This window comes from Burkholderia sp. USMB20, assembly GCF_000949135.2.
GTDB lineage: Bacteria > Pseudomonadota > Gammaproteobacteria > Burkholderiales > Burkholderiaceae > Burkholderia.
The window spans coordinates 1,110,217-1,136,627 of the sequence record NZ_JTAN02000019.1; the positions used below are offsets into that span (position 1 = coordinate 1,110,217).

The window sequence follows — 26,411 nt, forward strand, 5'->3', positions numbered from 1 at the left end:
GACATGCTTCTTGCGACGCGCTGCCCTCATTGCGAAACCGTCTTCCGGCTGCAGCAGGAACAGCTCTCGCTGCATGACGGGCTCGTGCGTTGCGGACACTGTCAGCAGGTCTTCGACGCATCGCAGTCGCTCGTGCCCGATCCGGCACCGCCGGAATCCGCGCTGACCGAAGCGGCGCCGGTCGAGCCGGCCGCCGCCAACCCGCAGCACGACGCCGCGCCCGCGCGGCTCTTCACCACCGACGCACCGGTCGAACCGGCGGCCGGTTCCGATTACCAGCCGGAAGGCTGGGACATGTGGGCGCCGTGGCTCGATGCCGGCGTCGACCCGTCCCTGCAGCACAGTGTCGAGACCGTGCGCGCCGAGCCGCTGATCCCGCTTGCGCTGCCGTCGACGGAATCCGGTGTGGTTCACCTGTCCGGCACGCCGGCACCGATCGCATCGCAGCCGGCCGAGTTGCACGCCGTCGCCGCGCGATCGGCCGGACCGGATGCAGTGCCGCCCGAAACCGACGAACCGCTCACGCCGCTCACCGAACCCGACCTGCGCGAACCGCGCTTCGTCGCGCCCGCGCCATCGGTCGAACCCGCCGCAGCAGCGCCCGTCGAACCGGTCGGCAACGCGCGCTTCGCCGTGCCCGACGACGAGCACGCGCCACGCGAACCGCGCTTCGCGTTCAGGCCGGTACAAGCCGAGCCCGGACTCGAACCGAAACCCGAACCCGACACCCACGCCGAACGTGCCGCCGCACCGGCCGCAGCCGCCAGCGAATCGGGTGCCGAACCGGACGTACAACCGGCCGTCCAATCAGCGGCCCCCTTCCCCGCCGCACTGTCCGACGACGATCGCCCGCCCTTCGCCGTGACGCGCGAGCCGCGCGCGCAGCAGCGACGTGGAACGCTCGGCGGCTTTTTCGGCGGCCTCGTCGCGGCCGTGCTCGCGGTGCTGCTCGTCGCGCAGCTCGCGTGGTGGCAGCGCGAAACCGTGATGATCTACTGGCCCGTCACGCAGGGCTGGTTCCGGCAGGCGTGCGCGCCGCTCGGCTGCAAGGTGACGCCGCCGCGCGCGATCGACGGCCTGCGGCTCGACGCGGCCGACCTGCGCCAGATCGACGGCCCGCGCGTGCTGGAGTTGAAGGTGCCGCTGACGAACCGCTACCGCGTCGCGCTCGCCTACCCGTCGCTCGAGCTGACGCTGCTCGACGACACGAATCACGTGACCGTGCGCCGCGTGCTCGCGCCGCGCGACTACGTGCGCCCGGGCATGCCGATCGACGCCGGGCTGCCGCCCGGCACGACACAGACGATGGTCGTCCGTCTCGACACGAACGGCGCGCCCGCCTCGAATTTCCGCGTCCAGATCTTCTATCCGTGACGCCCCGCGGCGCGCGCATGCGCGCCGTCTCAACCCGCGCGCCGCTGCGGCGCGCTATTTCGGAGCACGAACATGAGCAAAGTTACGCTGGGTGGCAACCCGATCGATCTCGCCGGCACGTTCCCGGCCGTCGGCTCGCAAGCCCCCGACTTCAAGCTGGTCGGCAAGGACCTCGCCGACCTGTCGCTCGCCAGCTTCGCCGGCAAGCGCAAGGTGCTGAACATCGTCCCGAGCCTCGATACGCCCACCTGCGCGACGTCTACCCGCAAGTTCAACGAAGCCGCGTCGTCGCTCGACAACACGGTCGTGGTGGTCGTGTCCGGCGACCTGCCGTTCGCCGCCACGCGCTTCTGCACGACCGAAGGCCTCGCGAACGTCGTGACGGCTTCGACGTTCCGCGGCGGCCGCGCGTTCGCGAACGCATACGGCGTCGACGTGACGAGCGGCCCGCTGAACGGCCTGACGGCCCGCGCGGTCGTCGTGCTCGACGCGCAGGACAAGGTGCTCCACGCGGAACTCGTCGGCGAGATCAAGGACGAGCCGAACTACGACGCAGCGCTCGCCGCACTGAAGTAACCCGCAGCCGCCCGGCCCTGCCGCGCGAGGCCCGACGGCCTGCGCGCGCCGGCCGGGCAGCCGCCTCCCTTTGCTCTCTACAGGAACGCACGCCTTGACTACGCTGATTTGCGGCTCGCTCGCCTACGACAACATCATGACCTTCGAAGGCCGGTTTCGCGAGCACATCCTGCCCGACCAGGTTCACCTTCTGAACGTGAGCTTCCTCGTGCCGACGATGCGTCGCGAATTCGGCGGTTGCGCGGGGAACATCGCCTACGCGCTGCACATGCTCGGCGGCGACGCGCGCATCATGGCGACGGTCGGCGCGAACGACGCCGATCGCTATCTCGAGCGTCTCGACAGCCTCGGCCTGTCGAAGGCCAGCATACGCGTGGTGCCCGAAACGCACACCGCGCAGGCGATGATCACGACCGATCTCGAGAACAACCAGATCACCGCATTCCACCCGGGCGCGATGATGCAGTCGCACCTGAACCGCGCGGACGAAGTGTCGGGCGTGAAGCTCGGCATCGTCGCGCCGGATGGCTTCGACGGGATGGTCCAGCACGCCGAGCAATTCGCGAAAGCCGGCATCCCGTTCATCTTCGATCCGGGCCAGGGCCTGCCGCTGTTCGACGGTGCGACGCTGCGCCGCATCATTGAACTCGCCACCTTCGTTGCGGTCAACGACTACGAGGGCAAACTCGTCAGCGACAAGACGGGCTGGTCCGAACAGGAAATCGCCAGCCGGGTTCAGGCGTTGATCATCACGCGCGGCGAGCGCGGCGCCACCATTCTTCACAAAAACGGCGAAGAACAGATTCCGGTCGTGCAAGCCGAGCGTGTCGTCGATCCGACCGGCTGCGGCGACGCCTTCCGGGGCGGCCTGCTGTACGGCATCGAGAATGGCCTCGACTGGGCAACCACGGGCCGCCTCGCGAGCCTGATGGGCTCGATCAAGATCGCCCACCAGGGGCCTCAAACTTACGCACTGACGCGCGCCGAAATCGACGCGCGCTTCGAGGCTGCCTTCGGGTACAGTCTCAAATGAATATTGTGGGAGAGCAAAGATGTTGACCAAGAAAACCCTCACGCTCGCTGCCATGCTGACGGCCACGCTGACGCTCGCCGGCTGCTTCACGGCGCCGGGCTCGGCAGATGTCTATAGCGTCGGCCAGGCGCAGCGCGAGCAAACCGTGCGCATGGGCACCGTCGAAAGCGTCCGTGCGGTGCGCATCCAGTCCGATGGCGGCGGCAGCGCGATCGGCACGCTCGGCGGCGGCGCGCTCGGCGCAGTCGCGGGCAGCGCGATCGGCGGCGGCAAGGGATCGATCCTGACGGCCATCGCGGGCGGTCTCGTCGGCGCGGTCGCAGGCAACGCGGTCGGCGAAAACCTCAGCACGGCGAACGGCGTCGAAATCACCGTGCGCCTCGACAACGGCGACCTGCGCTCGATCACGCAGGCAGCGAGCGGCGAAGTGTTCCGCGCCGGCGAACGGGTGCGACTGCTGTCGAGCGGCGGCGTCACGCGCGTCACGCACTAACGAGCATCCTCAGCACGCGGCGCAAGCCGCGGTCGAACGCATGTGCGAAGCTGCACATGCGTTTTTTTTCGTCCGTGCCCGGCAGCCGGCCGGCCCATCGATGCAGGCGGACGAAAAAAATCCCGCCACCTGAGCCAGATGGCGGGATCGATTGAGTAGCGCTACTCAACCCGCGGACACCGCGTGAGTGTCCGGGTAGTGCTGGTCAGCCGCGATTACGGACGGCTGCCGGTCGGGAACGGCCATGCCGCTGCCGGGTTGAGCGCGGTCTTCACGCCCGATGCCGGCGCGACCGATGCGGTCGACGCGGTGGTTGCCGGTGCAGCCTTCTTCACGACGGCCTTCTTCGGAGCAGCAGCCTTCTTCGGTGCAGCGGCCTTCTTCGCCGGTGCGGCAGCCTTCGGAGCAGCGGCAGCCTTCGGTGCAGCAGCAGCCTTCGGTGCAGCGGCAGCCTTCTTCGCAGGGGCAGCCTTCTTGGCAGGCGCAGCCTTCTTCGCAGCAGCCTTCTTCGCAGGCGCAGCCTTCTTGGCGGCAGCCTTCTTCGCCGGCGCGGCCTTCTTGGCAGCAGCCTTCTTCGCCGGTGCTGCCTTCTTCGCAGCAACCTTCTTCACCGCGACTTTCTTCGCAGCAACCTTCTTCGCAGCGGCCTTCTTCGCCGGTGCTGCCTTCTTCGCGGCAACCTTCTTCACCGCGACTTTCTTCGCAGCAACCTTCTTCGTTGCGACCTTCTTTGCCGCGACCTTCTTCGCAGCAGCCTTCTTCGCCGGTGCTGCCTTCTTCGCGGCAACCTTCTTCACCGCGACCTTCTTCGCAGCAACCTTCTTCACCGCAGCGGCCTTCTTCGCCGGAGCAGCAGCCTTCTTCGCAACGGTCTTCTTGGCAGCAACCTTCTTAGCAGCCGGTTTCTTCTTGGCAGTAGCCATGTTGTTCTCCTTCAGGTTCAGATGAGAGTCAGTTCAAACTACACCCTTCGTCAAAACCCGCTTCCCGCGGACGCTGTTCAGGACGTGCGCTTCGAAGCGGGCTATTCATCGGCGTACGCGGATACCACGCGCTTACGCTAATGAATACGGTATGGCGCGCGTGACCCCATGGCCTCGCGCGCCAAATCAAGTCGGTAGCCGGCGCGCCTCGCGCCGCCACCCCTAATCGCTTGATCAAGCGGACCGCCACACGGCCGTCCGCTTTTTCCGGAGGGAAGTTTGCCCATCCCACTGAAGGGTTCGCAAAGTGCCGATCATGTCGTTGGGCCGTTAAGGCACCGGGCATGCTTTGCATCAGGCGTTCTTGCTCCTAAACCTTGGGCCGGGGCCGAGAGGCCGCCGGCTGCTCACATCATGTGACGGGTTCGCTGCTGCGGGTTATTCCCAGGACAGCGCGCCGCCCGTCTGATACTCGATCACACGCGTCTCGAAGAAGTTGCGTTCCTTCTTCAGGTCGATCATCTCGCTCATCCACGGGAACGGGTTTTCCTCGTTCGGGAACAGCGGGTCGAGGCCGATCTGCTGGCAACGGCGGTTGCTGATGAAGCGCAGATAGCTCTTGAACATCGACGCGTTCAAACCCAGCACGCCGCGCGGCATCGTGTCCTCAGCGTAGCGGTATTCGAGTTCGACAGCCTGCTTGAACAGCTCGCGGATCTCGGCGCGGAATTCCGCGGTCCAGAGATGCGGGTTCTCGAGCTTGATCTGGTTGATCAGGTCGATGCCGAAATTGCAGTGCATCGACTCGTCACGCAGGATGTACTGATATTGCTCTGCAGCACCCGTCATCTTGTTCTGGCGGCCGAGCGCGAGAATCTGCGTGAAGCCGACATAGAAGAACAGGCCTTCCATGATGCAGGCGAACACGATCAGCGACTTCAGCAGCTTCTGATCCGCTTCGAGCGTGCCGGTCTTGAAGGCCGGGTCCGTCAGCGTGTGGATGAACGGGATCAGGAATTCGTCCTTCGCGCGGATCGACGTGACCTCGTGGTACGCGTTGAAGATCTCGCCTTCGTCGAGACCGAGCGATTCGACGATGTATTGGTACGCGTGCGTGTGGATCGCCTCTTCGAACGCCTGGCGCAGCAGGAACTGCCGGCACTCGGGCGCCGTGATGTGGCGGTACGTGCCGAGCACGATGTTGTTCGCGGCGAGCGAATCGGCCGTCACGAAGAAGCCGAGGTTGCGCTTGACGATACGGCGCTCGTCCTCGGTCAGACCGTTCGGATCCTTCCACAGGGCGATGTCGCGGGACATGTTGATTTCCTGCGGCATCCAGTGGTTCGCGCAACCTGCCAGATACTTTTCCCACGCCCACTTGTACTTGAACGGCACCAGCTGATTGACGTCAGTCTGGCCGTTGATGATGCGCTTGTCTGCAACGTTGACCCGCGCTTCCGAACCGCCGGCGGGAACAGCCGATGCTTGCGGCGGCACCGCAAGATCGCCTTCGAAAATGTCGCGGACCTGATGGGCGGCAGGCGTTGCAGCCTGCATTCCGACAGCCATCCCTGCGGAGGTGCGCAACGCGTTTTGCTGCGCTCCGCTCGCGGGGGTTACGGCAGTCTTCTCGTCATCCCAGTTGAGCATAAATTCTCACCATCAATTTAGAACGGTTTGTACCATCTTTTCCTGAGCGATAAAAGGGCTCGCTCACGAAAAATCCTTTTTTCGATTCGCGTTGCGACCTCGATACAACACTTTGAGCAACGCATCGTCGTTCATGCAGCGCGCGACGTGTGTCGCACGTGTATCGCGAGGTGCGCTCGACGCATCGAACGCTGATCGAAACGCGACGTCGTCGGGGATGTTTCGATCGCTTGTCACTGCCTGCAACGCGAGTGCCGCGTTACAGATTCCTTATCATTTTTTTAGTTGAGAGCGGCGCACACTTCAACCTCGATCGGTTGTCGTGCGCGCCGCCCGAACCTTCTTCAGGTCATGCGCGCCGCGTTACTGGCAGGCTTCGCACTCGTCGAAGCCGGGATCGCCCGGGCGCATCGTGCATACCGGACCGTCCGCTTCGACCGGTGCGAGTGCCGGTGCCGCGTCGACTGCGCCCGACGACGACGCTGCGCCGCCCGCTGCACCGAAGCCGCCTGCCGCGCCTTGCGCGCCGCCGCTGCTCGAGCCGCCGCTCGTCGGCACTGCGTTCAGCGCGCCGTGTGCGACCGTCGACTTCTCGACGTGCGTCGCCGCCATCGTGCGGAGGTAGTAGGTCGTCTTCAGACCGCGCAACCAGGCGAGCTTGTAGACCTCGTCGAGCTTCTTGCCCGACGCGCCGCCCATGTAGATGTTCAGCGACTGCGCCTGGTCGATCCACTTCTGGCGACGCGATGCCGCTTCGACCAGCCACGTCGGGTCGACTTCGAACGCGGTCGCGTAGATCGCGCGCAGGTCGGCCGGGATTCGGTCGATGCGCGACAGCATGCCGTCGAAGTACTTCAGGTCGGCGACCATCACTTCGTCCCACAGGCCGCGTTCCTTCAGGTCGCGGACGAGGTACTCGTTGACCACCGTGAATTCGCCCGACAGGTTCGACTTCACGTACAGGTTCTGGAAGGTCGGCTCGATGCATGCCGACACGCCGATGATGTTCGAGATCGTCGCCGTCGGCGCGATCGCGACGCAGTTCGAGTTGCGCATGCCGTGCGCCGCGATCCGCGAACGCAGCGTCGTCCAGTCGAGCGACTCGGACGTGTCGACCTCGACGTAGCCGCCACGCGCTTCCGTCAGCAGCTTCAGCGTGTCCTGCGGGAGGATGCCGCGATCCCAGAGCGAGCCGCGGTAGCTCGAGTAGCGGCCGCGTTCCTCGGCCAGCTCGGTCGACGCGTAGTACGCGTAGTAGCAGACCGCTTCCATCGAACGATCGGCGAACTCGACCGCCGCTTCCGACGCGTACGGCGTGCGCAGCAGGTGCAGGCAGTCCTGGAAGCCCATGATGCCCATGCCGACCGGACGGTGCTTCAGGTTCGAGTTACGCGCCTTCGGCACCGCGTAGTAGTTGATGTCGATCACGTTGTCGAGCATGCGCATCGCGACGCTGATCGTGCGCTTCAGCTTGTCGTGGTCGAGCGCGTAGCTGCCGTCGGCCTGCTTCACCAGGTGGGCGACGAGGTTCACGGAGCCGAGGTTGCACACCGCGATTTCGGTGTCGCTCGTGTTCAGCGTGATTTCCGTGCACAGGTTCGACGAGTGGACAACGCCGACGTGCTGCTGCGGCGAGCGCACGTTGCACGGATCCTTGAACGTGATCCACGGGTGGCCCGTCTCGAACAGCATGCCGAGCATCTTGCGCCAGAGCTGCTGCGCCGGGATCTTCTTGAACAGCTTGATCTCGCCGCGCGCAACCTTGTCTTCGTAAGCCGTGTAAGCCGCCTCGAACTCCGCGCCGAACTTGTCGTGCAGGTCCGGGCAGGTCGACGGCGAGAACAGCGTCCAGTCGGCGCCTTCCATCACGCGCTTCATGAACAGGTCGGGAATCCAGTTCGCCGTGTTCATGTCGTGCGTACGGCGGCGATCGTCGCCGGTGTTCTTGCGCAGCTCGAGGAACTCCTCGATGTCGAGGTGCCACGATTCGAGGTACGCGCACACCGCGCCCTTGCGCTTGCCGCCCTGGTTGACCGCGACGGCCGTGTCGTTGACGACCTTCAGGAACGGGACCACGCCTTGCGACTTGCCGTTCGTGCCCTTGATATGCGAGCCGAGTGCGCGCACGCGGGTCCAGTCGTTGCCGAGACCGCCGGCGAACTTCGACAGCAGCGCGTTTTCCTTCAGCGCTTCATAGATGCCGTCGAGATCGTCCGCGACCGTCGTCAGGTAGCACGACGACAGCTGCGAGCGGTGCGTGCCCGAGTTGAACAGCGTCGGCGTCGAGCTCATGAAGTCGAAGCTCGACAGCACGTTGTAGAACTCGATCGCGCGCGTTTCGCGGTCGATCTCGTTCAGCGACAGGCCCATCGCGACGCGCATGAAGAATGCCTGCGGCATTTCGATGCGGCTGCCGTCGACGTGCAGGAAGTAGCGGTCGTACAGCGTCTGCAGGCCGAGGTAGCCGAACTGCAGGTCGCGGTTCGCGTCGAGCGCTTCGCCCAGACGCTTCAGGTCGAACTGAAGCAGCTTGTCGTCGAGCAGGCCGGCGTCGACGCCGCGCTTCAGGAACTGCGGGAAGTATTCCGCGTAGCGGGCCGACATCTCGGCCTGGACCACTTCCTCGCCGAGGATCTCGCGACGGATCGTGTGCAGCAGGATGCGGGCCGTGACCTGGCTGTATGCCGGATCCTTTTCGATCATCGTGCGCGCAGCGAGGATCGCCGAGTCGTAGACCTGGCTCATCGGCACGCCGTCGTACAGGTTCTTCACCGTTTCCGCGACGATCGGGTCAGGGTTAACCGCAGCGCCGAGACCGTCGCATGCCGACACGATCAGCGCGCGCAGTGCGTTCAGGTCGAGCGGGCGCGTGACGCCGTTGTCGACGACGTTGATGCCGGTGCTCGACTCGCCGCCCGCTGCCGCTGCTTCCTCGCCCGCATGCTGGCGCTCGAGGTGACGCTTCTCGCGATACAGCACGTACGCACGCGCGACGTTGTGCTCGCCGCCGCGCATCAGCGCGAGTTCGACCTGGTCCTGGATGTCTTCGATATGGAACGTACCGCCGTTCGGACGGCTGCGCACGAGCGCGCGCACGACGTTGTGCGTGAGCTGCTCGACGAGTTCGCGTACGCGTGCCGATGCCGCGCCCTGCCCGCCATTGACGGCCAGGAAAGCCTTGGTCACCGCAATCGCGATCTTCGAAGGCTCGAACGACACCACGCTGCCGTTGCGGCGGATCACCTTGTAGTCGGCGAACGTGGCCTGCGGCGCGAGCGCCTGCGCGCCCTGTTCGGTCCCGCCGAGCGGACGGCTCGAGGCGCTCTCGTACTGGGACGTCGCGTTGTCGGTGGTTTGCATGTGCAAAGCTCCTGGTGTTGGATGGTGCGGAGAGAACCGCGGATTAAAACGAACGCTGCGCTATCGGATGCGCGAGCGGTAAGAGGCGAGCGATGCGTCGGGGAAGCCGGTTCGGTCGATGCGCGACAACCGATCCGGTCGTGTGCTTCGTCATGTGTACGCTGCCCCGTCGAAGTTCGCTGCGCTTGATTGCGACGCCCGGACCGCCCGGCCTGGCGCGCCGCACTGAGAACCCTGGCCGCCGGCGTTGCCCGCCGGCCGGTGCCGCTCGGGTTTCCCCTGCGACACACACTATATCTAGTACAGAACCGCTCAACTGGCACCAAGTATAGTGGACATTCCGGCGACATCAAAACGGAGAATTTTCGCCGGAGGTATTGACATCAACCCGGCCGCCCGGACGGGCAGACGCGACAAGGCATTGGTCGGAAAAAAAAATTTCGCCCGCTCAAAAACCCTGCGATCAGTGCTGACGGAAAGGAAAGTATTCGGCGGAAAACCCGGCATCGCTCGCGAAGCGTTGCCAATCGAAGTGCGGACCCGGGTCGGTCTTGCGGCCCGGCGCGAGGTCGGAATGCCCGGCCACCGCATCGATCGGGTAGCGCGCGGCGAGCGTGCGTGCGAGCACCCCGAGCGTCGCGTACTGCGCCGCGTCGAACGGCACGTCGTCCGCACCTTCGAGTTCGATGCCGATCGAGAAGTCGTTGCAGCGCGGCCGGCCGAAGAACTCGGACGCGCCCGCATGCCATGCACGCTCGTCGCACGACACGAACTGCACGAGTTCGCCGTCGCGGCGGATCAGGAAGTGCGCGGACACGCGCACGTCGCGCAGGTGACGCTGGTAATAGGGGTGCGTATCGCAATCGAGGCGATTCAGGAACAGCGCCTCGATCGCATCGCCGCCGAACTCGCCGGGCGGCAGGCTGATGTTGTGGACGACGACGAGCGTCGGCACCGCGCCCGCGGGCCGCGCCTCGAAATTCGGCGACGGCGCGTGGCGCGCTTCGCGCACCCAGCCGTTCGCGTCGACCGACAGCAGTGCTGCGTCGCTCATCGGGCGTCGTGGCCGCTCGCGTGTGCGTCGTGGCGCTGCGCGTGCTCGGTGCTGCAGAAGTATTCGCCGCCCGCGGCGACGGCGTCGCCCTGCGGCGTATGCACGCCGCACTCGGCGCAACGCACCATCGGTTCGGGCAGCGAGCGCGCGTCGCCGTTCGGGCGTGCCGCCCCGGCGCCGGGACCCGGTGCGCCGTCATTGCCGCCGCCGCGACCAGTGCGCGCCTGCGCGTGCTCCTGGGCCTGGCGCAGCTTGCGCGTGAGCCACGAACCCGCGAAGAAGAGAAGAATCAGGAGAAGAATCTGTCGCATCGGAAACCTGCGTTCAAACCACGGAGCGGTGCAGCAGCACCTCGAAAACGAACCGGCTGCCGACATACGCGAGCAGCAGCGCGGCAAACGACACGAGCACCCAGCGCGCCGCGCCGCGCCCGCGCCAGCCCGACGTCTTGTGGGCGACCAGCAGGCCGCCGAACATCAGCCACGACAGCACCGCGAACACGGTCTTGTGATCGAGCCGCAGCGCGCGTGCATCGACCTGCTCGCTGAACAGGATCCCCGACGCGAGCGTCAGCGTCAGCAGCACGAAGCCGGCGGCGATCAGGCGGAACAGCAGCTTCTCGAGCGTGAGCAGCGGCGGCAGCGTTTCGAGCCAGCTCGCGATCCAGCCGGTCGAGCCGTCGCGCCCGCCGCTCCTCAGCGACTGCAGGCGCCGCTCGACCATCAGCATCAGGACCGCGTGCAGCGCGGCGATCGCGAAAAGGCCGTACGCGATGTTCGCGATCAGGAAGTGCATCTTGAACAGCGGCGCTGCGGCATAAGGCAGCACCCGCACGCCGCCGAACACGAGCGGCAGCAGCGACGCGCCGCACGCGAGCGGCAGCACGAGCAGGCGCAGGCTGTCGAGCGGGAAGAAGAAGCTCTCGATCCAGTAGATGCCGGCGCCGAGCCAGAACATCGCGGACAGCGCGAACGCGAAGCCGAAGACCATCGCGTCGTGCGGGAAGATCGTCGTGTGCAGCAGCACGCCGTGCGCGACGAGCGCCGCGAACAGCAGCGCGCGGCCGGCGCCGCTCATTCCCGACGCGGCGGACGCCGGCACCGGCACGGCCGGCACGCTCGCGACGAGCGGCGTCGCACCCTGGCGGTGCGTGCGCCAGCCTGCGACGGCGAGGCCGCCGTACAGGAATGCGGTGAGGGCATACAGTACAATATCCATGTTCGAAGTTTACACTAGGCCCCCTTCCCGCGACGGCTCCCTTTTGTACGGTTCCGTTGCGCCTTCGGGCCCCACTGTCCATCGCTCCCCATGCTCGACAATCTCACTCAACGGATGGCGCGCGTCGTCAAGACGCTGCGCGGCGAGGCCCGGCTTACCGAGGCGAACACCCAGGAGATGCTCCGCGAGGTGCGTCTCGCGTTGCTGGAAGCCGACGTCGCGCTGCCGGTCGTCCGCGAATTCATCGCCAAGGTCAAGGAAAAGGCGCTCGGCGAGGAAGTGATCAGCAGCCTGTCGCCGGGCCAGGCGCTCGTCGGCGTGGTCCAGAAGGAACTGACCGCCGTGATCGGCGGCGACTACGAAGGCAAGGCCGCCGAGCTGAACCTCGCGGTCACGCCGCCCGCCGTGATCCTGATGGCCGGCCTGCAGGGCGCCGGCAAGACCACGACCGCCGGCAAGCTCGCGAAACTCTTGCGCGAGAAGTACAAGAAGAAGGTGCTGACGGTGTCGTGCGACGTGTATCGCCCGGCCGCCATCATGCAGCTGAAAACGGTGAGCGAACAGGTCGGCGCCGATTTCTTCCCGTCGACGCCGGACCAGAAGCCCGTCGACATCGCACTCGCGGCCGTCGACTGGGCGAAGCGCCACTACCATGACGTGCTGATCGTCGACACGGCCGGCCGCCTCGGTATCGACGAGGCGATGATGCAGGAAATCGCCGCGCTGCACGGCACGCTGAAGCCGGCCGAAACGCTGTTCGTCGTCGACGCGATGCTCGGCCAGGACGCGGTCAACACCGCGAAGGCGTTCAACGACACGCTGCCGCTCACCGGCGTCGTGCTGACCAAGCTCGACGGCGATTCGCGCGGCGGTGCCGCGCTGTCGGTGCGCCACATCACGGGCAAGCCGATCAAGTTCGTCGGCGTCGCCGAGAAGCTCGACGGCCTCGAGGTGTTCCACCCGGACCGGATGGCGAACCGGATCCTCGGCATGGGCGACATCCTCGCGCTCGTCGAGGAAGCGCAGCGCGGCGTCGACGTGCAGGCCGCGCAGAAGCTCGCCGACAAGGTCAAGAAAGGCGGCGACTTCGACCTGAACGATTTCCGCGCGCAGATCTCGCAGATGAAGAACATGGGCGGCCTGTCGTCGCTGATGGACAAGCTGCCCGCGCAGTTCCAGCAGGCGGCGGCCGGCGCCGACATGGGCCAGGCCGAGAAGTCGATCCGCCGGATGGAAGGCATCATCAGCTCGATGACGCCCGCCGAGCGCGCCAAACCCGAAATCATCAAGGCGACGCGCAAGCGCCGCATTGCAGCCGGCGCGGGCGTGCCGGTGCAGGAAGTCAACCGGATGCTGAACCAGTACGACCAGATGCGTACGATGATGAAGAAGCTGAAGGGCGGCAACATGCAGAAGATGATGCGCGGCCTGAAGGGCATGATGCCCGGCATGCGCTGATTCCGCCCGTCGGCCGGCGCGCGGGTTTTTGCCGTAGCGCGCGCCAGCCGTTCTGCTTCATTCTTATTTGTATACCGACTGCCCGCCAGAACTCATGAACCGCGAAGAAGCCCTCCACATTTTCGAACACTCCGAAGAGATCGTCTCGGCGGACGCCGTCAACGCGTCGATCGCCCGGATGGCCGAAGCGATCCGCGCCGAGATCGGCGACGCGTTCCCGCTCGTCCTCTCGGTGATGGGCGGCGCCGCGGTGTTTACCGGGATGCTGCTGCCGCATCTCGATTTCCCGCTGGAATTCGACTACATCCACCTGACCCGCTACCGCAACACGACGCAGGGCAGCCCGGAGATGCACTGGCGCGTCGCGCCGCGCGAATCGGTGAAGGACCGCATCGTGCTCGTGCTCGACGACATCCTCGACGAAGGCGAGACGATGGCCGCGATCCGCGACCGCATCCTCGACATGGGCGCGAAGCGCTTCATGTCCGCCGTGCTGTGCGAGAAGACGCTCACGAAAGCGAAACCGCTGCATCCCGACTTCTGCGGCTTCTCGGTGCCCGACCGCTACGTGTTCGGCTGCGGGATGGACGCCAAGGGCTACTGGCGCAACCTGCCGACGATCCGTGCGCTGACCGCGAACGTCTGATCGCCGCCCTGCCCGCTATATAAATGGAAAGCGGCGCTCCGGTTACCCGGAGCGCCGCTTTTTTTCGTCGGTACGCACCGATGCGTTACATCTGCAGCTGGTGCACGAACGCCTTGATGCCGGCGAGCAGCATCTCGACCGAGATCGCGACGAGCACGAGACCCATCAGCCGCTCGAACGCGGCGACGGTCCGCTCGCCGAGCCACTGCTGGATCCGTTCGGCCAGCACCAGCGTGATCGCGCAGACGATCATCGTGACCGTCAGCGCGCCGACCCACTCGAACATCTTGCCCGGCGCCTGCGACGTCAGCAGCATCACCGTCGCGAGCGCGGACGGCCCGGCCAGCGCGGGAATCGCGAGCGGCACGATGAACGGTTCACCGCCGGCGCGCGGATCGCTGCCGAGCGCGCCGTCCGGATGCGGGAAGATCATCCGCAGCGCGATCAGGAACAGCACGATCCCGCCGCCGAGCCGCAGCGACAGGTCGGTGAGGTTCATCATCCGCAGGAAGCGGTCGCCGACCACCATGAAGAACAGCAGGATCACGAACGCGATCCCGACTTCACGCAGGATCAGCTTCACGCGCCGCTCGCGCGGCACGTCCCGCATTGCCGTGATGAACAGCGGGATGTTGCCGAGCGGATCCGTGATCAGCACGAGGAGCACGGTGGCCGACAGGAAGGTGTATTCCACCGTGTCCTCCGGTCGAAGCGCTTAGCGCGCGAGCGCGGCGCGGATCTTCTCCGTCACCGTCGCCGCGGCCGCGTCGGCCGGCAGCAGCGTCGCCTCGGCGTCGCGGCGGCCCTGATACTCGATCTTGCCTTCCTTCAGGCCGCGCTCGCCGATCACCAGGCGATGCGGCACGCCGATCAATTCCCAGTCGGCAAACATCACGCCCGGGCGCTCGCCGCGATCGTCGAGGATCACGTCGATGCCGGCCGCGGCCAGTTCCGCGTACAGCTTGTCGGCGGCCTCGCGGACCATGTCGCTGCGATCGTAGCCCATCGGGCACAGCACGACTTCGAACGGCGCGATCGACTCGGGCCAGATGATGCCGCGCTCGTCGAAGTTCTGTTCGATCGCCGCGCCGAGAATGCGCGTGACGCCGACGCCGTAGCAGCCCATCAGCATCGGCTGCGGCTTGCCCGACTCGTCGAGGAAGGTCGCGCCCATCGCTTCCGAGTACTTCGTGCCGAGCTGGAACACGTGGCCGACTTCGATGCCGCGGCAGATGTCGATCTCACCCTTGCCGTCCGGCGACGGATCGCCCTTCTTCACGTTGCGCACGTCGGCGACGTCCGGCTCCGGCAGGTCGCGGCCCCAGTTCACGCCGGCGATGTGATAGTCGACCTCGTTCGCGCCGACGACGAAATCGCTCATGTTCGCGACCGTGCGATCGGCGATCACCTTCACCGGCTTCTTCGTGCCGACCGGGCCGAGGTAGCCCGGCGGCGTGCCGAACCACTCGACGATTTCCTGCTCGGTCGCGAAGCGGTGGTTCTTCAGCCCCGGCAGCTTCGACACCTTGATCTCGTTCAGGTCGTGGTCGCCGCGCAGCATCACGAGCCAGATGGTCGGCTCGGCGCCTTCGTTGTCGGTGGCGAGCACGATCGACTTGATCGTGCGCTCGAGCGGGATCGACAGCAGTTCGGCGACGGCCTCGCACTTCGCCTTGCCGGGCGTCGCGACCTTTTCCATCGCTTCGGCGGGTGCCGCGCGTTCGGCGATCAGCGGCAGCGCTTCGGCCGCCTCGACGTTCGCCGCGAAGTCGGACGTCGGGCAGTAGGCGATCGCATCCTCGCCGGTATCGGCGATCACGTGGAACTCGTGCGAAAAGTTGCCGCCGATCGAGCCGCTGTCGGCCGCAACCGCGCGGAACTCGAGGCCGAGGCGCGTGAAGATGCGCACGTATGCGTCGTACATCTTGCGATACGACTCGTTCAGGCCGGCCGCGTCCTTGTCGAACGAATACGCGTCCTTCATGATGAACTCGCGGCCGCGCATCACGCCGAAGCGCGGACGGATCTCGTCGCGGAACTTCGTCTGGATCTGGTAGAAGTTCACCGGCATCTGCCGGTAGCTCTTGATCTGGTTGCGCGCGATGTCGGTGATGACTTCCTCGTGCGTCGGCCCGATCACGAAGTCGTTGTCCTTGCGGTCCTTGAAGCGCAGCAGCTCGGGGCCGTACTGCTCCCAGCGGCCCGATTCCTGCCACAGCTCGGCCGGTTGCACGGCCGGCATCAGCAGCTCGATGGCGCCTGCCCGGTTCATTTCCTCGCGCACGATCGCCTCGACCTTGCGAATCGAACGCAGGCCGACCGGCAGGTAGTTGTAGATGCCGCCGGCGACGCGACGGATCATGCCGGCGCGCACCATCAGCTTGTGGCTGACGATCTCTGCGTCGGCCGGTGCTTCTTTGAGGGTGCCGATAAAGAAACGGGAAGCTTTCATGCGGACGGTTCCAAATACGGCGCCCCCAGGCGGGGCGCCCGAAAAAGTTTCAAGGTGAAAAAGCTGCGCGCGACGAACGACGATGGCGCAGATGACTTAGCAGACAAATCAGGGACAATTCAGCCGGTGTACCCCGCGCGGTTTCGCTCCGTCACGGTGCGCAGCGCCCGTTATCTGTTTATAATCAAAGCAATTTTAAAGGATTCGAAGGTGGTTGTATGCTGGATCGTGAAGGCTTTCGCCCGAACGTCGGCATCATCCTCTTGAACGCGCGCAACGAGGTGTTTTGGGGCAAGCGGCTCCGCGAGCATTCCTGGCAGTTTCCTCAAGGTGGGATCAAGTACGGCGAGACCCCCATGCAGGCGATGTACCGGGAACTGCACGAGGAGACGGGCCTGCACCCGGAACACGTCAAGATAATCGGCCGCACTCGCGACTGGTTGCGTTACGAGGTGCCTGACAAGTTCATCAAACGCGAAGTACGCGGACATTACCGCGGCCAGAAGCAGATCTGGTTCCTTCTGCGGATGGTCGGACGCGATTGCGACATTTGCTTGCGCGCGACCGACCACCCGGAGTTCGATGCGTGGCGCTGGAACGAGTACTGGGTGCCGCTCGATGCGGTGATCGAGTTCAAGCGGGATGTCTATCAGTTGGCGCTGACGGAACTGTCGCGCTTCCTGCGCCGCCCGGCGCAGCGAGCCGAAAAGCCGCGTGGGCCGCGTCTGTCGCGCTATCCGCGCGTCATCGGCGCGCAGGCCCAGCAGACGCTGACGATTGTCGACACATCGGTGGTCTGTTCGGAGATCGAAGTGGAGGCGAGCACGCTCGACGAGATGCCGCCCCGCGTGATCGTCGGCAAATGACGAGTCGGACTGCATGACCGGGCGCGACCTTGGTGTCGCGCCCTTTTTTTACGAGGAATGCATATTGAAAGCGATTGCTCTCGCGCTCGCATCGATCGTCGCGGCGGCCACGCTGGCCGGTTGCGCGAATTCGAAGACGCCGACCAACAAGGATGACAGCGAGTTCGTGTATCTGCTGGACCGCCAGGGCAACTGGAAGGAAAACCCGGTCGACACGCTGCCGCCGCTGCCGCAAGCGGGCGATCTGCTGCCGTTCAACGTGTCGCAGAACACGCCGCTCAAGTTCTCCGTCGATGCGAAGTCGCTCGCGGTCGGCAGCGACGGCGTCGTGCGCTACGCAGTCGTCATCACGAGCCCGGCCGGCGCGCGCAACGTGAACTACGAAGGCATCCGTTGCGACACCTACGAATGGCGTCAGTATGCAGGCCTGAATTCGGATCACGACGGCTGGGACCGCACGGTCGAGAACGACTGGCGTCGCATCGAGAACGGCGAGCTGAACGCGTACCACTCGGCGCTGTACCAGGACTATTTCTGCGCGAACAAGATGCCGCAGGGCACGACCCAGCAGATCCTCGAGAACATCAAGTTCCATCGCACCGCGATGAGCCAGCTGCGCTGACCGCGCAACCGAGGCCGGCTGCCCGGCCTCGTTTCGCTTCGTCACAACAAAAAGCCCGCGCGATGCGGGCTTTTTGTTGTCTCGCGGCGCCTGGCCGAACGGTCACACGAGCACGAGGTTGTCGCGGTGAATCAGCTCCGGCTCCAGCATGTAGCCGAGCACCGTCTCGATCTCGCCGCTCGGCTTGCGGTGAATCAGCTTCGTTTCCGCGCTGCTGTAGTTCGTGAGGCCGCGCGCCACTTCACGCCCGTCGGGGCCGACACACGCGATCACCTCGCCGCGAGCAAACGCGCCCTGCACGCCAGTCACGCCGATCGGCAGCAGGCTCTTGCCGCCGGCCGTCAGCTTCTCGACCGCGCCCGCGTCGATCACGACGTGCCCGCGCACCTGCAGGTGATCGGCCATCCATTGCTTGCGCGCGGCCATCCGCGCGGTGCGCGCGATCAGCTGCGTGCCGATCGCCTCGCCCGCCGCCAGCCGCACCAGCACGTCGGCTTCGCGGCCGCTCGCGATCACGGTGTTCGCGCCGCTGTGCGCCGCGCGCTTCGCCGCGAGGATCTTCGTCAGCATCCCGCCGCGGCCGAGGCTCGAGCCTGCGCCGCCGGCCATCGCCTCGAGCTCCGGCGCGCCCGCGCTGGCTTCCGCGACCAGCGTCGCATTCGGATCCTTGCGCGGATCGGCGGTGAACAAGCCCGTCTGGTCGGTCAGGATGATCAGCGCATCGCCTTCGATCAGGTTCGCGACGAGCGCGCCGAGCGTGTCGTTGTCGCCAAACTTGATTTCGTCGGTGACGACCGTGTCGTTCTCGTTGATGATCGGCACGACGCCGAGCCGCAGCAGCGTGAGCAGCGTCGAGCGCGCATTCAGGTAGCGCTCGCGATCGGCCAGGTCGGCGTGCGTCAGCAGGATCTGCGCGGTGCGGATATCGTGCTCGGTAAAGCGGCTTTCATAGACTTGCGCGAGCCCCATCTGGCCGACCGCGGCGGCAGCCTGCAGCTCGTCGATCTCGCGCGGACGCTTGCTCCAGCCGAGCCGCTGCATCCCTTCGGCAATCGCGCCCGAACTGACGAGCACCACTTCCTTGCCCTGCGCGCGCAGCGCGGCGATCTGGGCCGCCCAGCGGCCGATTGCAGCATGATCGAGCCCCTTGCCGTCGTTGGTCACGAGGCTGGAGCCCACCTTCACCACCAATCGCTTCGAATCCGCGATGATCGAACGCATCGTGCGCCGTCTCCTGTATCTGATGCCTGCCCGGCCGGGCGCAATTGAATTCAGGCACCGGACGCGATGCCCGGTGCGTGTCGGGCGCGCTCAGGCGTCGTCGCCGGGCGTCGCGCCGCCATCGGCTTGCGGCGCATCGCGGAACCGCACGTCCGCGGCCAGATCTTCCTCTTCCGCCGCACGATGCGCGTCCGAATGCTCGGCGAGGTAATCGTAGATCGCGTAGCACAGCGCTTCGCAGCCCTGGCCCGTGAGCGCCGAAATCTCGAACACCGGGCCGTCCCAGCCGAAACGGTCGAGGAAATCGGCGACGCGCGCCTCGCGCTCGTCTTCCGGCACCATGTCGAGCTTGTTGAGGACGAGCCAGCGCGGCTTCTCGTACAACGCCTCGTCGTACTTGCGCAGCTCGCCGACGATCGCGGTCGCTTCCGCGACCGGATCGACGCTTTCGTCGAACGGAGCCAGATCGACGAGATGCAGCAGCACGCCGGTGCGCTGCAGGTGTCGCAGGAACTGGTGGCCGAGGCCCGCGCCTTCGGCGGCGCCCTCGATCAGCCCCGGAATATCGGCGATCACGAAGCTCTTGCTCGGGCCGACCCGCACGACGCCAAGGTTCGGCGCGAGCGTCGTGAACGGATAGTCGGCGATCTTCGGCTTCGCGTTCGACACCGACGAGATGAAGGTCGACTTGCCGGCGTTCGGCATGCCGAGCAGACCGACGTCGGCGAGCACCTTCAGCTCGAGCCGCAGCATGCGCCGTTCGCCGGGCTTGCCGTCGGTTTTCTGGCGCGGCGCGCGGTTCGTGCTCGACTTGAAATGCAGGTTGCCGAGACCGCCTGCGCCGCCCTTCGCGAGCATCACCTGCTGATCGTGCTCGGTCAGGTCGGCGATCAGCTCGCCCGTATCCATGTCGGTCACGACCGTGCCGACCGGCATGCGCAGCGTGACGTCGTCCCCGCCCTTGCCGTAGCAATCCGAGCCGCGACCGTTTTCGCCGTTGCGCGCCAGGTGCTTCTTCGCGTAACGGTAGTCGATCAGCGTGTTGATGTTGCGGTCGGCGATCGCGTAGACGTTGCCGCCCCGGCCGCCGTCGCCGCCGTCCGGCCCGCCGAACGGAACGAATTTCTCGCGGCGCATCGACGCGCTGCCATCGCCTCCGTCGCCGGCGATGACTTCGATTCGTGCTTCGTCAATGAACTTCATTCGTCACTCCGACCAGTATTTCCGCTATTGTGCCGCGCGCCGGCGCGCTTGAACAATCTGCCGTTCGGCCGATTGCCCGCCAGTGTCGCGACAGCCGCCGGCACGCACATGCGCCCGGCGGCCAAATAAAAAAAGGCCCCGCGAAGACTGCGGGGCCTTTCGGCTACGAAGCCCGTGGGTGCCTGAACTTAGGCAGCCGCCGGGACAACGATGACCAGATGCTTCTTGTCCGCGCCCTTGGTCGCGAACTTGACGTGACCGTCGACCAGCGCGAACAGGGTGTGATCCTTGCCCATGCCGACGTTCTCGCCAGCGTGCATGCGCGTACCGCGCTGACGCACGATGATGCCGCCAGCGTTGATCGCCTGGCCGCCGTACACTTTCACGCCGAGACGTTTCGACTCGGAGTCGCGGCCGTTCCGGGAAGAGCCGCCTGCCTTTTTGTGTGCCATCTGATTGCTCCTTTACCGAGGCGCTTACGCGTTGATCGCGTCGATGCGCAGCTCAGTGTAGTTCTGGCGGTGGCCGCCGTGCTTTTGGTAGTGCTTCCGGCGACGCATCTTGAAGATGGTGACCTTGGCATGACGACCGTGCGACACAACGGTGGCCTTGACGGAAGCCCCACTGACCAGCGGCGTACCGAACTTAATCGATTCGCCTTCGCCCACTGCGAGAACCTGGTCGAGCGTGATTTCAGCGTCAATGTCAGCCGGTATCTGTTCTACTTTGAGTTTTTCGCCAACGGCAACCTTGTACTGCTTGCCGCCGGTTTTTATGACCGCGTACATTGAGAACCTCACTCTGGATCCAATTTTTCCGCACACCACGCGCGGAAAACACGTGATTATACATGGGCTTAGCACCCAAGTCAAAGCCGATCCACGATTGCCGCCCGCAAGCCCTGGCCGGACGGCCAAAATCACCGGGCAGACACGTCCGACAGACCGGCATATCGCGGATTCGACTTATAATCCGCGGCATCACCCATTTCGATCATCATGTCGTCGTCCACCGCCTCCCCCACCCTCAGCGCCGCCCACCTGCTCGCCCCGATCGCCAGCGACATGGAGCAGGTGAATCGCGTTATCCGGCAAAGCCTCGCGTCCGACGTGCTGCTGATCAACCAGATCGCCGAGTACATCATCGGCGCGGGCGGCAAGCGGCTGCGTCCGGCCCTGCTGCTGCTCGTCGCCGGCGCGCTCGGCGAGACGTCGCACCAGCGGCACGTGCTGGCCGCCGTCGTCGAGTTCATCCACACGGCCACGCTGCTGCATGACGACGTCGTCGACGAATCCGAACTGCGGCGCGGCCGCCAGACGGCCAACGCGCTGTTCGGCAACGCGGCGAGCGTGCTGGTCGGCGACTACCTCTATTCGCGTTCGTTCGAGATGATGGTCGGCGTCGGCAAGATGCGCGTGATGGAAATCCTGTCGGAAGCGACGACGATCATTTCCGAAGGCGAAGTGCTGCAGCTCCTGAACATGCACGACGCGGACGTCGACGAGACGCGCTACATGCAGGTGATCCGCTACAAGACGGCGAAGCTGTTCGAGGCATCGGCCCGCCTGGGCGCGGTGCTCGCCGGCGCCGATGCGCCGACCGAAGCCGCCGCCGCCGAATACGGCCGCCGGATCGGCACCGCATTCCAGATCATGGACGACTGGCTCGACTACGCGGGCACGGCCGAGGCGATGGGCAAGAATGCCGGCGACGACCTGCGTGAAGGCAAGCCGACGCTGCCGCTCATCTATCTGATCGAACGCGGCACGCCCGAGCAGTCGGCGCTCGCCCGCGAGGCGATCGAACAAGGCGGCACCGATCGCTTCGACACGATCTTCGACGCGATCACGCGTTCGGGCGCGCTCGACCATACGCTCGAATGCGCGCGCCAGGAAGCACAGGCCGCTGCGGCCGCGATCGCCGCGTTCCCGGATTCGATCTACAAGGAAAGCCTGCTCGCGCTGTGCTCGTACTCGACGTCGCGACAGTCGTAAGCGCGCGGCGATCACGACGCGAACCGCTTTTCGAAAAATTTCTTCATCAAGGTATTCCCTTTTCGAAAAAACATCGTTATAGTTACGTTCTTGCTTGTGACGACGCAGCGATCTGAACGAAAGCGGCGAAGTCGGAAGAGCAAAAAATCGGGGTGTAGCTTAGCCTGGTAGAGCGCTACGTTCGGGACGTAGAGGCCGGAGGTTCGAATCCTCTCACCCCGACCAGATTTTGAAAAAACCGTGCACCGTGTGCACGGTTTTTTTTTGCCTTCTTCTGCCTGGTCTCGCGAGCGCGCGTGTCGCGCACGACACATCCCGGCCGCCGGCCTCTGCTATATTCCCTCCATCCCTGTCCTTCACTGCCCTTCTGACGCGTGGACCAAATTCCCTTATGGGCGCAAATCGGCGCCGTCTTCCTGCTTCTCCTCTGCTCCAGCTTCTTTTCCATTTCCGAGACCGCGATGATGGCGCTCAACCGCCATCGGCTGAAGCATCTCGCCGGCCAGGGCGTGCTCGGCGCGAAAACCACGCAGGGTCTCCTCACGCGCACCGACCTGCTGCTCAGCGTGATCCTGATCGGCAACAACCTGTTCAACACGATCATCCCGGTCCTGACGACGTCGCTCGCGCTGCACACGTTCGGCCGTAACAACCTGGCGCTGTCGATCGCGACCGGCATCGTCGCGTTCCTGATCATCGTGTTCGCGGAAATCGCGCCGAAGATCGTCGGCGCGACCTTTCCCGAACGCATCGCGCTGCCCGCCAGTCTCGTGATCGCGCCGCTGATGCGCGTGTTCAAGCCGGTCGTCTGGTTCGTCAATGAACTGGCGAACGGCGTGCTCTGGATGCTGCGCATCAATACGAAGAAGGGCCGCGACCAGCGGATGTCCGCCGACGAGCTGCGCGCGATCGTGCTCGAGTCGAGCAGCTTCATGCCGACCAAGCACCGCAGCATCCTGCTCAACCTGTTCGACCTCGAGAACATCACGGTCGACGACGTGATGGTGCCGCGCCGCCAGATCGAGTCGCTCAACTTCTACGCGCCGCTCGACGACATCCTGCATCAGCTCGAGACCTGCTATCACAACCGCCTCGTCGTCTACGAAGGCGACATCGACAAGGTGCTCGGCGTGCTGCACGTCCGCAAGACGCTCACCGGGCTGCACAATCAGGATTTCGACCGCGAAACGTTGCGCACGCTGCTCGCCGAGCCGTACTACGTGCCGTCGGGCACGCCGGTCGTCCAGCAGCTGCAGTATTTCCAGGAAAGCCGCCAGCGGACCGCGCTCGTCGTCAACGAGTACGGCGAACTCGAGGGGCTCGTCACGCCCGAGGACATCATCGAGGAACTGATCGGCGAATTCACGACGTCGATGCCGCGCGGCGAACGCGCGGGCGGCTGGAACGAGAACGGCGAATGCATCGTCGCCGCCAGCATGCCGCTGCGCGAACTGAACCGCTGGCTGCACCTGCAACTGCCGACCGACGGACCGAAGACGCTCAATGGCCTGATCCTCGAAATCCTCGAGGAAATCCCCGAAGGCGACGTGTGCCTGAAGATCCGCGACGTGATGCTCGAGGTCATGCGCAGCGACGACCAGGCCGTGCGCACCGTCAAGCTCTTCAAGCCGCGCAGCACGCGCGCACGCGGCGCGCGCTAGCCGAACGGCCGACTGTCGGCGCCGCGCACGATACGCGACCATTTGCCGGTCACGATCAACAGGCGGCCGAGCGCCGGCTCACATGCACTTCCCACTTCCCGGGGCGCCGCTGCACACGCAGCGGCCGCCTGTCTCCACCGACGCATCGCCCGCCGAAACACCGCGGTCGCTCGATGCGGCGCAACTCGACGACTCGCCCGCCGTACGGCTGCTGACCGACACACTGCACGCCGCCCGCGTGCGCGACGCGTCCGACATCCACGTCGAACCGTTCGAAGCAGGCTGGCGCATCCGCCTGCGCATCGATGGCGTCCTGCATGAACACGCGCGGCCGCCCGCTCATCTGCGCGACGCGCTCGTGACGCGGATCAAGGTGCTCGCCCGCATGGACATCGCCGAGCGCCGGCTTCCGCAGGACGGCCGGCTGCGCATCGCGGTCGACGGCGGCACGCGCGGCGACTACCGGGTCAGCTCGCTGCCCACGCTGTTCGGCGAGAAGCTCGTGTTGCGCCGCCTCGAAACGCTGCCGCCCGACCTCACGCTCGCGCGTCTCGGCTTCGACGCGCGGCAGGCCGCGGCGATGGAAGCCGCGATACGCGCGCCGCACGGTCTCGTGCTCGTCACCGGGCCGACCGGCAGCGGCAAGACGCTGTCGCTCTACTGCGCGCTGCAGATGCTCGACCGCGATGCGCACAACGTGTGCACGGTCGAGGATCCGGCCGAGATCCAGCTCGACGGCATCAACCAGGTCGGCGTCGCCGAAAAAGCCGGGCTGACGTTCGCCACTGCGCTGCGCGCGCTGCTGCGTCAGGACCCGGACGTCATCATGGTCGGCGAGATTCGCGATGCGGAGACGGCCGACGTCGCGATCAAGGCCGCACAGACCGGGCACCTCGTGCTGTCCACGCTGCATACGAACGACGCGCCGGCAGCCGTCGCGCGACTGCTCGACATCGGCGTCGCGCCATACAACCTCGCCGCCGCGTTGCGCCTCGTCACCGCGCAACGCCTCGTGCGGCGCCTGTGCCCCACCTGCCGCGTGCGTTCGGACGCGTCGGTGCGCGCGCTGCGCGAAGTAGGCTGCAATCCGGCAGCACTGGAATCCGGGTGGCGCCCGTTCGTCGCGCGCGGCTGTGCCGCCTGTCACGGCATCGGTTATCGAGGCCGCATCGGCCTGCATCAGACGATGCCGGTTTCACCGGAGATGGCGGAACGCATCGTCGCGCGCGCAAGCGTCGGTGTGCTCGCGCAATGCGCGGCAGCCGAGGGCGTACGCAGTCTGCGCGACGCGGCACTCGCGCACGTTCGCGACGGTACGACGAGCGTCGCGGAAGCGCTGGCCGCGACGCCCGACGCGTGATCGCGATGCCTGCACCGCCGCACGAGACGCGTTTCGCGTGGCGTGGCCGTCGTCGCGACGGCACGCGATGCCGCGGGAACGTCATCGCCTTCGATGCCGCCGCCGCACGTGCGGCGCTCGCGCGCGACGGCGTCACGGTGCTGTCGCTCGATGTCCGCGGCACGGCCCGGCCGCCGTCGGCCGGCGCGCGGGAAGTCACGCGCTTCACGCGTCAGCTCGCGAGCCTGCTGCAGGCCGGACTGCCGCTCGCACCGTCGCTCGAGATGCTCGCGCGCACCCGCACGCGTGACGGGCTGCCGCGCATCGCCGCCGGCCTCGCACGCGAGATCGTCGGCGGGCAACGCTTCGCCGCCGCGCTCGCACGCTACCCGTCCCAGTTCGGCACGCTGTATCGCCAGTTGATCGAGGTAGGCGAAGCATCGGGCGCGCTCGGCACCGTACTGACCCGCGTCGCGGAACACCGCGAACGCGCCGACGCGCAATGGCGCAAGCTGCGTGCCGCGCTCGCCTACCCGGTCGCCGTCATCGTGTTCGCGCTCGCGATCTCGGCCGCGCTGATGGTGTGGGTCGTGCCGACGTTCCGGCAGATCTTCGACGGCTTCGGCGCGGCCTTGCCGGCGCCGACCCGAGCCCTGCTCGCCCTCTCGTCCGCGACCTCGGCCTGGGGCGGCACGTTCGTCGCCGGGGCAGCGGTGGCGGGGCTCGCCGCACGTCACGCGCTGCGGCGCTCGCCATCGCTGCGCTACACGGCCGCGCGGCACGTGCTGGATGCGCCGCTCGTCGGCGGCGCGCTCACGCGGTTCGCGACCGCGCGCTGGTGCCGCTCGCTCGCAACGCTGCTCGGTGCGGGCGTCCCGCTCGCCGATGCATTCGCCACGCTCGAACGCACCGCCGGCCATCCGGTGTTCGAGCAGGCCACCGCGCAGATCGCGACGCACGTGCTGCGCGGCGCGCGTCTCGCCGATGCGATGCACGCGGCGGGCTGCTTCCCGGACGACGTCGTGCAGCCGATCGCCGTCGCCGAGGAAACCGGCGCACTCGACACGATGCTCGCCGATATCGCCGCGCTATGCGAGCGTCAGCTCGACGCACGGCTCGATGCGCTCGCCGCGCTCGGCGAGCCGCTGATCGTGATCGTCCTGGGTGCGCTCGTCGGCGGCCTCGTGATCGCGATGTATCTGCCCATCCTTCAGCTGGGCAACGTGGTGTAGCATCGCAACCGATTCTGTCGCCTTTCAAGCCCGAAC

25 protein-coding genes and 1 tRNA gene are annotated in these 26,411 nt (G+C 66.1%); 13 read left to right on the top strand and 13 right to left on the bottom strand.

Going from position 1 to position 26,411, the window contains the following annotated elements:
* Nucleotides 1–3: 3 nt before the first annotated feature.
* The 4 genes from PL79_RS29610 (at nucleotide 4) to PL79_RS29625 (ending at nucleotide 3,476) form a co-directional block, all read left to right on the top strand.
* Nucleotides 4–1,374, top strand: a complete 1,371-nt coding sequence (locus PL79_RS29610) for a DUF3426 domain-containing protein (protein ID WP_044844202.1) — start codon at nucleotides 4–6, stop codon at nucleotides 1,372–1,374.
* 72 nt (nucleotides 1,375–1,446) lie between these two features.
* Nucleotides 1,447–1,950: a thiol peroxidase gene (tpx, locus tag PL79_RS29615; RefSeq protein WP_044844203.1), complete on the top strand. Its 504-nt coding sequence runs from the start codon at nucleotides 1,447–1,449 to the stop codon at nucleotides 1,948–1,950.
* Nucleotides 1,951–2,044: 94 nt separating this feature from the next.
* The gene (locus PL79_RS29620; RefSeq protein ID WP_044844204.1) at nucleotides 2,045–2,983 is read left to right on the top strand and encodes a carbohydrate kinase family protein; all 939 of its coding nucleotides are present in this window, start codon (nucleotides 2,045–2,047) and stop codon (nucleotides 2,981–2,983) included.
* Nucleotides 2,984–3,002: 19 nt separating this feature from the next.
* Nucleotides 3,003–3,476 (top strand): glycine zipper 2TM domain-containing protein, encoded by a 474-nt coding sequence (locus tag PL79_RS29625; RefSeq protein ID WP_011883213.1) that lies wholly within the window; start codon nucleotides 3,003–3,005, stop codon nucleotides 3,474–3,476.
* A 215-nt stretch (nucleotides 3,477–3,691) separates the two neighbouring features.
* Here the strand turns inward: PL79_RS29625 and PL79_RS29635 are convergent, their stop codons facing one another.
* The 7 genes from PL79_RS29635 to PL79_RS29670 all read right to left on the bottom strand — a co-directional run bounded on the left by PL79_RS29635 (nucleotide 3,692) and on the right by PL79_RS29670 (nucleotide 11,681).
* On the bottom strand, nucleotides 3,692–4,399 hold the full coding sequence (locus PL79_RS29635) for a histone H1-like DNA-binding protein (protein WP_044844205.1): 708 nt from the start codon (nucleotides 4,397–4,399) through the stop codon (nucleotides 3,692–3,694).
* A gap of 28 nt (nucleotides 4,400–4,427) precedes the next feature.
* Nucleotides 4,428–4,754: a hypothetical protein gene (locus PL79_RS29640; protein WP_082088468.1), complete on the bottom strand. Its 327-nt coding sequence runs from the start codon at nucleotides 4,752–4,754 to the stop codon at nucleotides 4,428–4,430.
* 83 nt (nucleotides 4,755–4,837) lie between these two features.
* Nucleotides 4,838–6,049 carry a ribonucleotide-diphosphate reductase subunit beta gene (locus PL79_RS29645; protein ID WP_044844206.1) on the bottom strand — a complete coding sequence of 404 codons (1,212 nt, stop codon included), beginning with the start codon at nucleotides 6,047–6,049 and terminating at the stop codon, nucleotides 4,838–4,840.
* 363 nt (nucleotides 6,050–6,412) lie between these two features.
* Nucleotides 6,413–9,409 (bottom strand): ribonucleoside-diphosphate reductase subunit alpha, encoded by a 2,997-nt coding sequence (locus tag PL79_RS29655; RefSeq protein WP_044844207.1) that lies wholly within the window; start codon nucleotides 9,407–9,409, stop codon nucleotides 6,413–6,415.
* Between the two features lie 463 nt (nucleotides 9,410–9,872).
* Entirely contained in the window at nucleotides 9,873–10,463 is a 591-nt protein-coding gene (ampD, locus tag PL79_RS29660) for a 1,6-anhydro-N-acetylmuramyl-L-alanine amidase AmpD (protein ID WP_044844208.1), read from the bottom strand.
* The gene (locus tag PL79_RS29665) at nucleotides 10,460–10,774 is read right to left on the bottom strand and encodes a PP0621 family protein (protein ID WP_044844209.1); all 315 of its coding nucleotides are present in this window, start codon (nucleotides 10,772–10,774) and stop codon (nucleotides 10,460–10,462) included. Before PL79_RS29665 ends, ampD begins: the two co-directional genes overlap by 4 nt.
* Nucleotides 10,775–10,787: 13 nt before the next feature.
* Nucleotides 10,788–11,681, bottom strand: a complete 894-nt coding sequence (locus PL79_RS29670) for a cytochrome C assembly family protein (RefSeq protein ID WP_044844210.1) — start codon at nucleotides 11,679–11,681, stop codon at nucleotides 10,788–10,790.
* Nucleotides 11,682–11,771: 90 nt separating this feature from the next.
* Here PL79_RS29670 and ffh point away from each other — a divergent pair, with 90 nt between their 5' ends.
* On the top strand, nucleotides 11,772–13,139 hold the full coding sequence (gene ffh / locus PL79_RS29675) for a signal recognition particle protein (RefSeq protein WP_039317379.1): 1,368 nt from the start codon (nucleotides 11,772–11,774) through the stop codon (nucleotides 13,137–13,139).
* Nucleotides 13,140–13,233: 94 nt separating this feature from the next.
* A complete protein-coding gene (locus PL79_RS29680; protein WP_044844211.1) occupies nucleotides 13,234–13,785 on the top strand; it encodes a hypoxanthine-guanine phosphoribosyltransferase in 552 nt (183 codons plus the stop codon).
* Nucleotides 13,786–13,870: 85 nt separating this feature from the next.
* On the opposite strand, the gene PL79_RS29685 is transcribed toward PL79_RS29680, so the two are convergent.
* Nucleotides 13,871–14,479 (bottom strand): MarC family protein, encoded by a 609-nt coding sequence (locus PL79_RS29685; RefSeq protein WP_044844212.1) that lies wholly within the window; start codon nucleotides 14,477–14,479, stop codon nucleotides 13,871–13,873.
* A gap of 21 nt (nucleotides 14,480–14,500) precedes the next feature.
* Complete coding sequence (locus PL79_RS29690) at nucleotides 14,501–16,237, bottom strand: proline--tRNA ligase (RefSeq protein WP_044844213.1); 1,737 nt, start codon at nucleotides 16,235–16,237, stop codon at nucleotides 14,501–14,503.
* A gap of 218 nt (nucleotides 16,238–16,455) precedes the next feature.
* Between PL79_RS29690 and PL79_RS29700 the strand changes: the two genes are divergently transcribed.
* Complete coding sequence (locus tag PL79_RS29700) at nucleotides 16,456–17,103, top strand: RNA pyrophosphohydrolase (protein WP_044844214.1); 648 nt, start codon at nucleotides 16,456–16,458, stop codon at nucleotides 17,101–17,103.
* Between the two features lie 13 nt (nucleotides 17,104–17,116).
* Nucleotides 17,117–17,725 (top strand): CNP1-like family protein, encoded by a 609-nt coding sequence (locus tag PL79_RS29705; RefSeq protein WP_044844215.1) that lies wholly within the window; start codon nucleotides 17,117–17,119, stop codon nucleotides 17,723–17,725.
* A gap of 102 nt (nucleotides 17,726–17,827) precedes the next feature.
* On the opposite strand, the gene proB is transcribed toward PL79_RS29705, so the two are convergent.
* The 4 genes from proB to rplU form a co-directional block, all read right to left on the bottom strand.
* On the bottom strand, nucleotides 17,828–18,946 hold the full coding sequence (proB, locus tag PL79_RS29710) for a glutamate 5-kinase (RefSeq protein WP_044844216.1): 1,119 nt from the start codon (nucleotides 18,944–18,946) through the stop codon (nucleotides 17,828–17,830).
* Between the two features lie 90 nt (nucleotides 18,947–19,036).
* Nucleotides 19,037–20,149 (bottom strand): Obg family GTPase CgtA, encoded by a 1,113-nt coding sequence (gene cgtA / locus PL79_RS29715; protein WP_044844217.1) that lies wholly within the window; start codon nucleotides 20,147–20,149, stop codon nucleotides 19,037–19,039.
* A 188-nt stretch (nucleotides 20,150–20,337) separates the two neighbouring features.
* Nucleotides 20,338–20,601, bottom strand: coding sequence for a 50S ribosomal protein L27 (rpmA, locus tag PL79_RS29720; RefSeq protein WP_006476999.1), 264 nt, complete (start codon nucleotides 20,599–20,601; stop codon nucleotides 20,338–20,340).
* A 24-nt stretch (nucleotides 20,602–20,625) separates the two neighbouring features.
* A complete protein-coding gene (gene rplU / locus PL79_RS29725; protein ID WP_006025184.1) occupies nucleotides 20,626–20,937 on the bottom strand; it encodes a 50S ribosomal protein L21 in 312 nt (103 codons plus the stop codon).
* Nucleotides 20,938–21,147: 210 nt separating this feature from the next.
* Here rplU and PL79_RS29730 point away from each other — a divergent pair, with 210 nt between their 5' ends.
* From PL79_RS29730 to PL79_RS29750, 5 genes are all read left to right on the top strand, one after another.
* On the top strand, nucleotides 21,148–22,143 hold the full coding sequence (locus tag PL79_RS29730) for a polyprenyl synthetase family protein (RefSeq protein WP_044844218.1): 996 nt from the start codon (nucleotides 21,148–21,150) through the stop codon (nucleotides 22,141–22,143).
* A 148-nt stretch (nucleotides 22,144–22,291) separates the two neighbouring features.
* Nucleotides 22,292–22,368 (top strand) — tRNA-Pro (locus PL79_RS29735).
* Between the two features lie 149 nt (nucleotides 22,369–22,517).
* Nucleotides 22,518–23,804 (top strand): HlyC/CorC family transporter, encoded by a 1,287-nt coding sequence (locus tag PL79_RS29740; RefSeq protein WP_082088470.1) that lies wholly within the window; start codon nucleotides 22,518–22,520, stop codon nucleotides 23,802–23,804.
* Between the two features lie 82 nt (nucleotides 23,805–23,886).
* Nucleotides 23,887–25,164, top strand: a complete 1,278-nt coding sequence (locus tag PL79_RS29745; RefSeq protein ID WP_044844220.1) for a GspE/PulE family protein — start codon at nucleotides 23,887–23,889, stop codon at nucleotides 25,162–25,164.
* Between the two features lie 5 nt (nucleotides 25,165–25,169).
* Nucleotides 25,170–26,375 (top strand): type II secretion system F family protein, encoded by a 1,206-nt coding sequence (locus tag PL79_RS29750; RefSeq protein WP_044844250.1) that lies wholly within the window; start codon nucleotides 25,170–25,172, stop codon nucleotides 26,373–26,375.
* Nucleotides 26,376–26,411: the final 36 nt, after the last annotated feature.

Excerpts from the sequence above, each read along its gene's own strand:
- tpx (WP_044844203.1), top strand. The coding sequence starts at position 1,447 with ATGAGCAAAGTTACGCTGGGTGGCAACCCGATCGATCTCGCCGGCACG.
- PL79_RS29640 (WP_082088468.1), bottom strand. The coding sequence starts at position 4,754 with ATGCAAAGCATGCCCGGTGCCTTAACGGCCCAACGACATGATCGGCAC.
- PL79_RS29690 (WP_044844213.1), bottom strand. The coding sequence starts at position 16,237 with ATGAAAGCTTCCCGTTTCTTTATCGGCACCCTCAAAGAAGCACCGGCC.
- PL79_RS29610 (WP_044844202.1), top strand. The coding sequence starts at position 4 with ATGCTTCTTGCGACGCGCTGCCCTCATTGCGAAACCGTCTTCCGGCTG.
- rplU (WP_006025184.1), bottom strand. The coding sequence starts at position 20,937 with ATGTACGCGGTCATAAAAACCGGCGGCAAGCAGTACAAGGTTGCCGTT.
- PL79_RS29700 (WP_044844214.1), top strand. The coding sequence starts at position 16,456 with ATGCTGGATCGTGAAGGCTTTCGCCCGAACGTCGGCATCATCCTCTTG.
- PL79_RS29635 (WP_044844205.1), bottom strand. The coding sequence starts at position 4,399 with ATGGCTACTGCCAAGAAGAAACCGGCTGCTAAGAAGGTTGCTGCCAAG.
- PL79_RS29705 (WP_044844215.1), top strand. The coding sequence starts at position 17,117 with ATGACCGGGCGCGACCTTGGTGTCGCGCCCTTTTTTTACGAGGAATGC.
- PL79_RS29645 (WP_044844206.1), bottom strand. The coding sequence starts at position 6,049 with ATGCTCAACTGGGATGACGAGAAGACTGCCGTAACCCCCGCGAGCGGA.
- PL79_RS29730 (WP_044844218.1), top strand. The coding sequence starts at position 21,148 with ATGTCGTCGTCCACCGCCTCCCCCACCCTCAGCGCCGCCCACCTGCTC.
- ampD (WP_044844208.1), bottom strand. The coding sequence starts at position 10,463 with ATGAGCGACGCAGCACTGCTGTCGGTCGACGCGAACGGCTGGGTGCGC.
- PL79_RS29680 (WP_044844211.1), top strand. The coding sequence starts at position 13,234 with ATGAACCGCGAAGAAGCCCTCCACATTTTCGAACACTCCGAAGAGATC.
- PL79_RS29625 (WP_011883213.1), top strand. The coding sequence starts at position 3,003 with ATGTTGACCAAGAAAACCCTCACGCTCGCTGCCATGCTGACGGCCACG.
- PL79_RS29665 (WP_044844209.1), bottom strand. The coding sequence starts at position 10,774 with ATGCGACAGATTCTTCTCCTGATTCTTCTCTTCTTCGCGGGTTCGTGG.
- PL79_RS29670 (WP_044844210.1), bottom strand. The coding sequence starts at position 11,681 with ATGGATATTGTACTGTATGCCCTCACCGCATTCCTGTACGGCGGCCTC.
- rpmA (WP_006476999.1), bottom strand. The coding sequence starts at position 20,601 with ATGGCACACAAAAAGGCAGGCGGCTCTTCCCGGAACGGCCGCGACTCC.
- PL79_RS29750 (WP_044844250.1), top strand. The coding sequence starts at position 25,170 with ATGCCTGCACCGCCGCACGAGACGCGTTTCGCGTGGCGTGGCCGTCGT.
- proB (WP_044844216.1), bottom strand. The coding sequence starts at position 18,946 with ATGCGTTCGATCATCGCGGATTCGAAGCGATTGGTGGTGAAGGTGGGC.
- cgtA (WP_044844217.1), bottom strand. The coding sequence starts at position 20,149 with ATGAAGTTCATTGACGAAGCACGAATCGAAGTCATCGCCGGCGACGGA.
- PL79_RS29745 (WP_044844220.1), top strand. The coding sequence starts at position 23,887 with ATGCACTTCCCACTTCCCGGGGCGCCGCTGCACACGCAGCGGCCGCCT.
- ffh (WP_039317379.1), top strand. The coding sequence starts at position 11,772 with ATGCTCGACAATCTCACTCAACGGATGGCGCGCGTCGTCAAGACGCTG.
- PL79_RS29655 (WP_044844207.1), bottom strand. The coding sequence starts at position 9,409 with ATGCAAACCACCGACAACGCGACGTCCCAGTACGAGAGCGCCTCGAGC.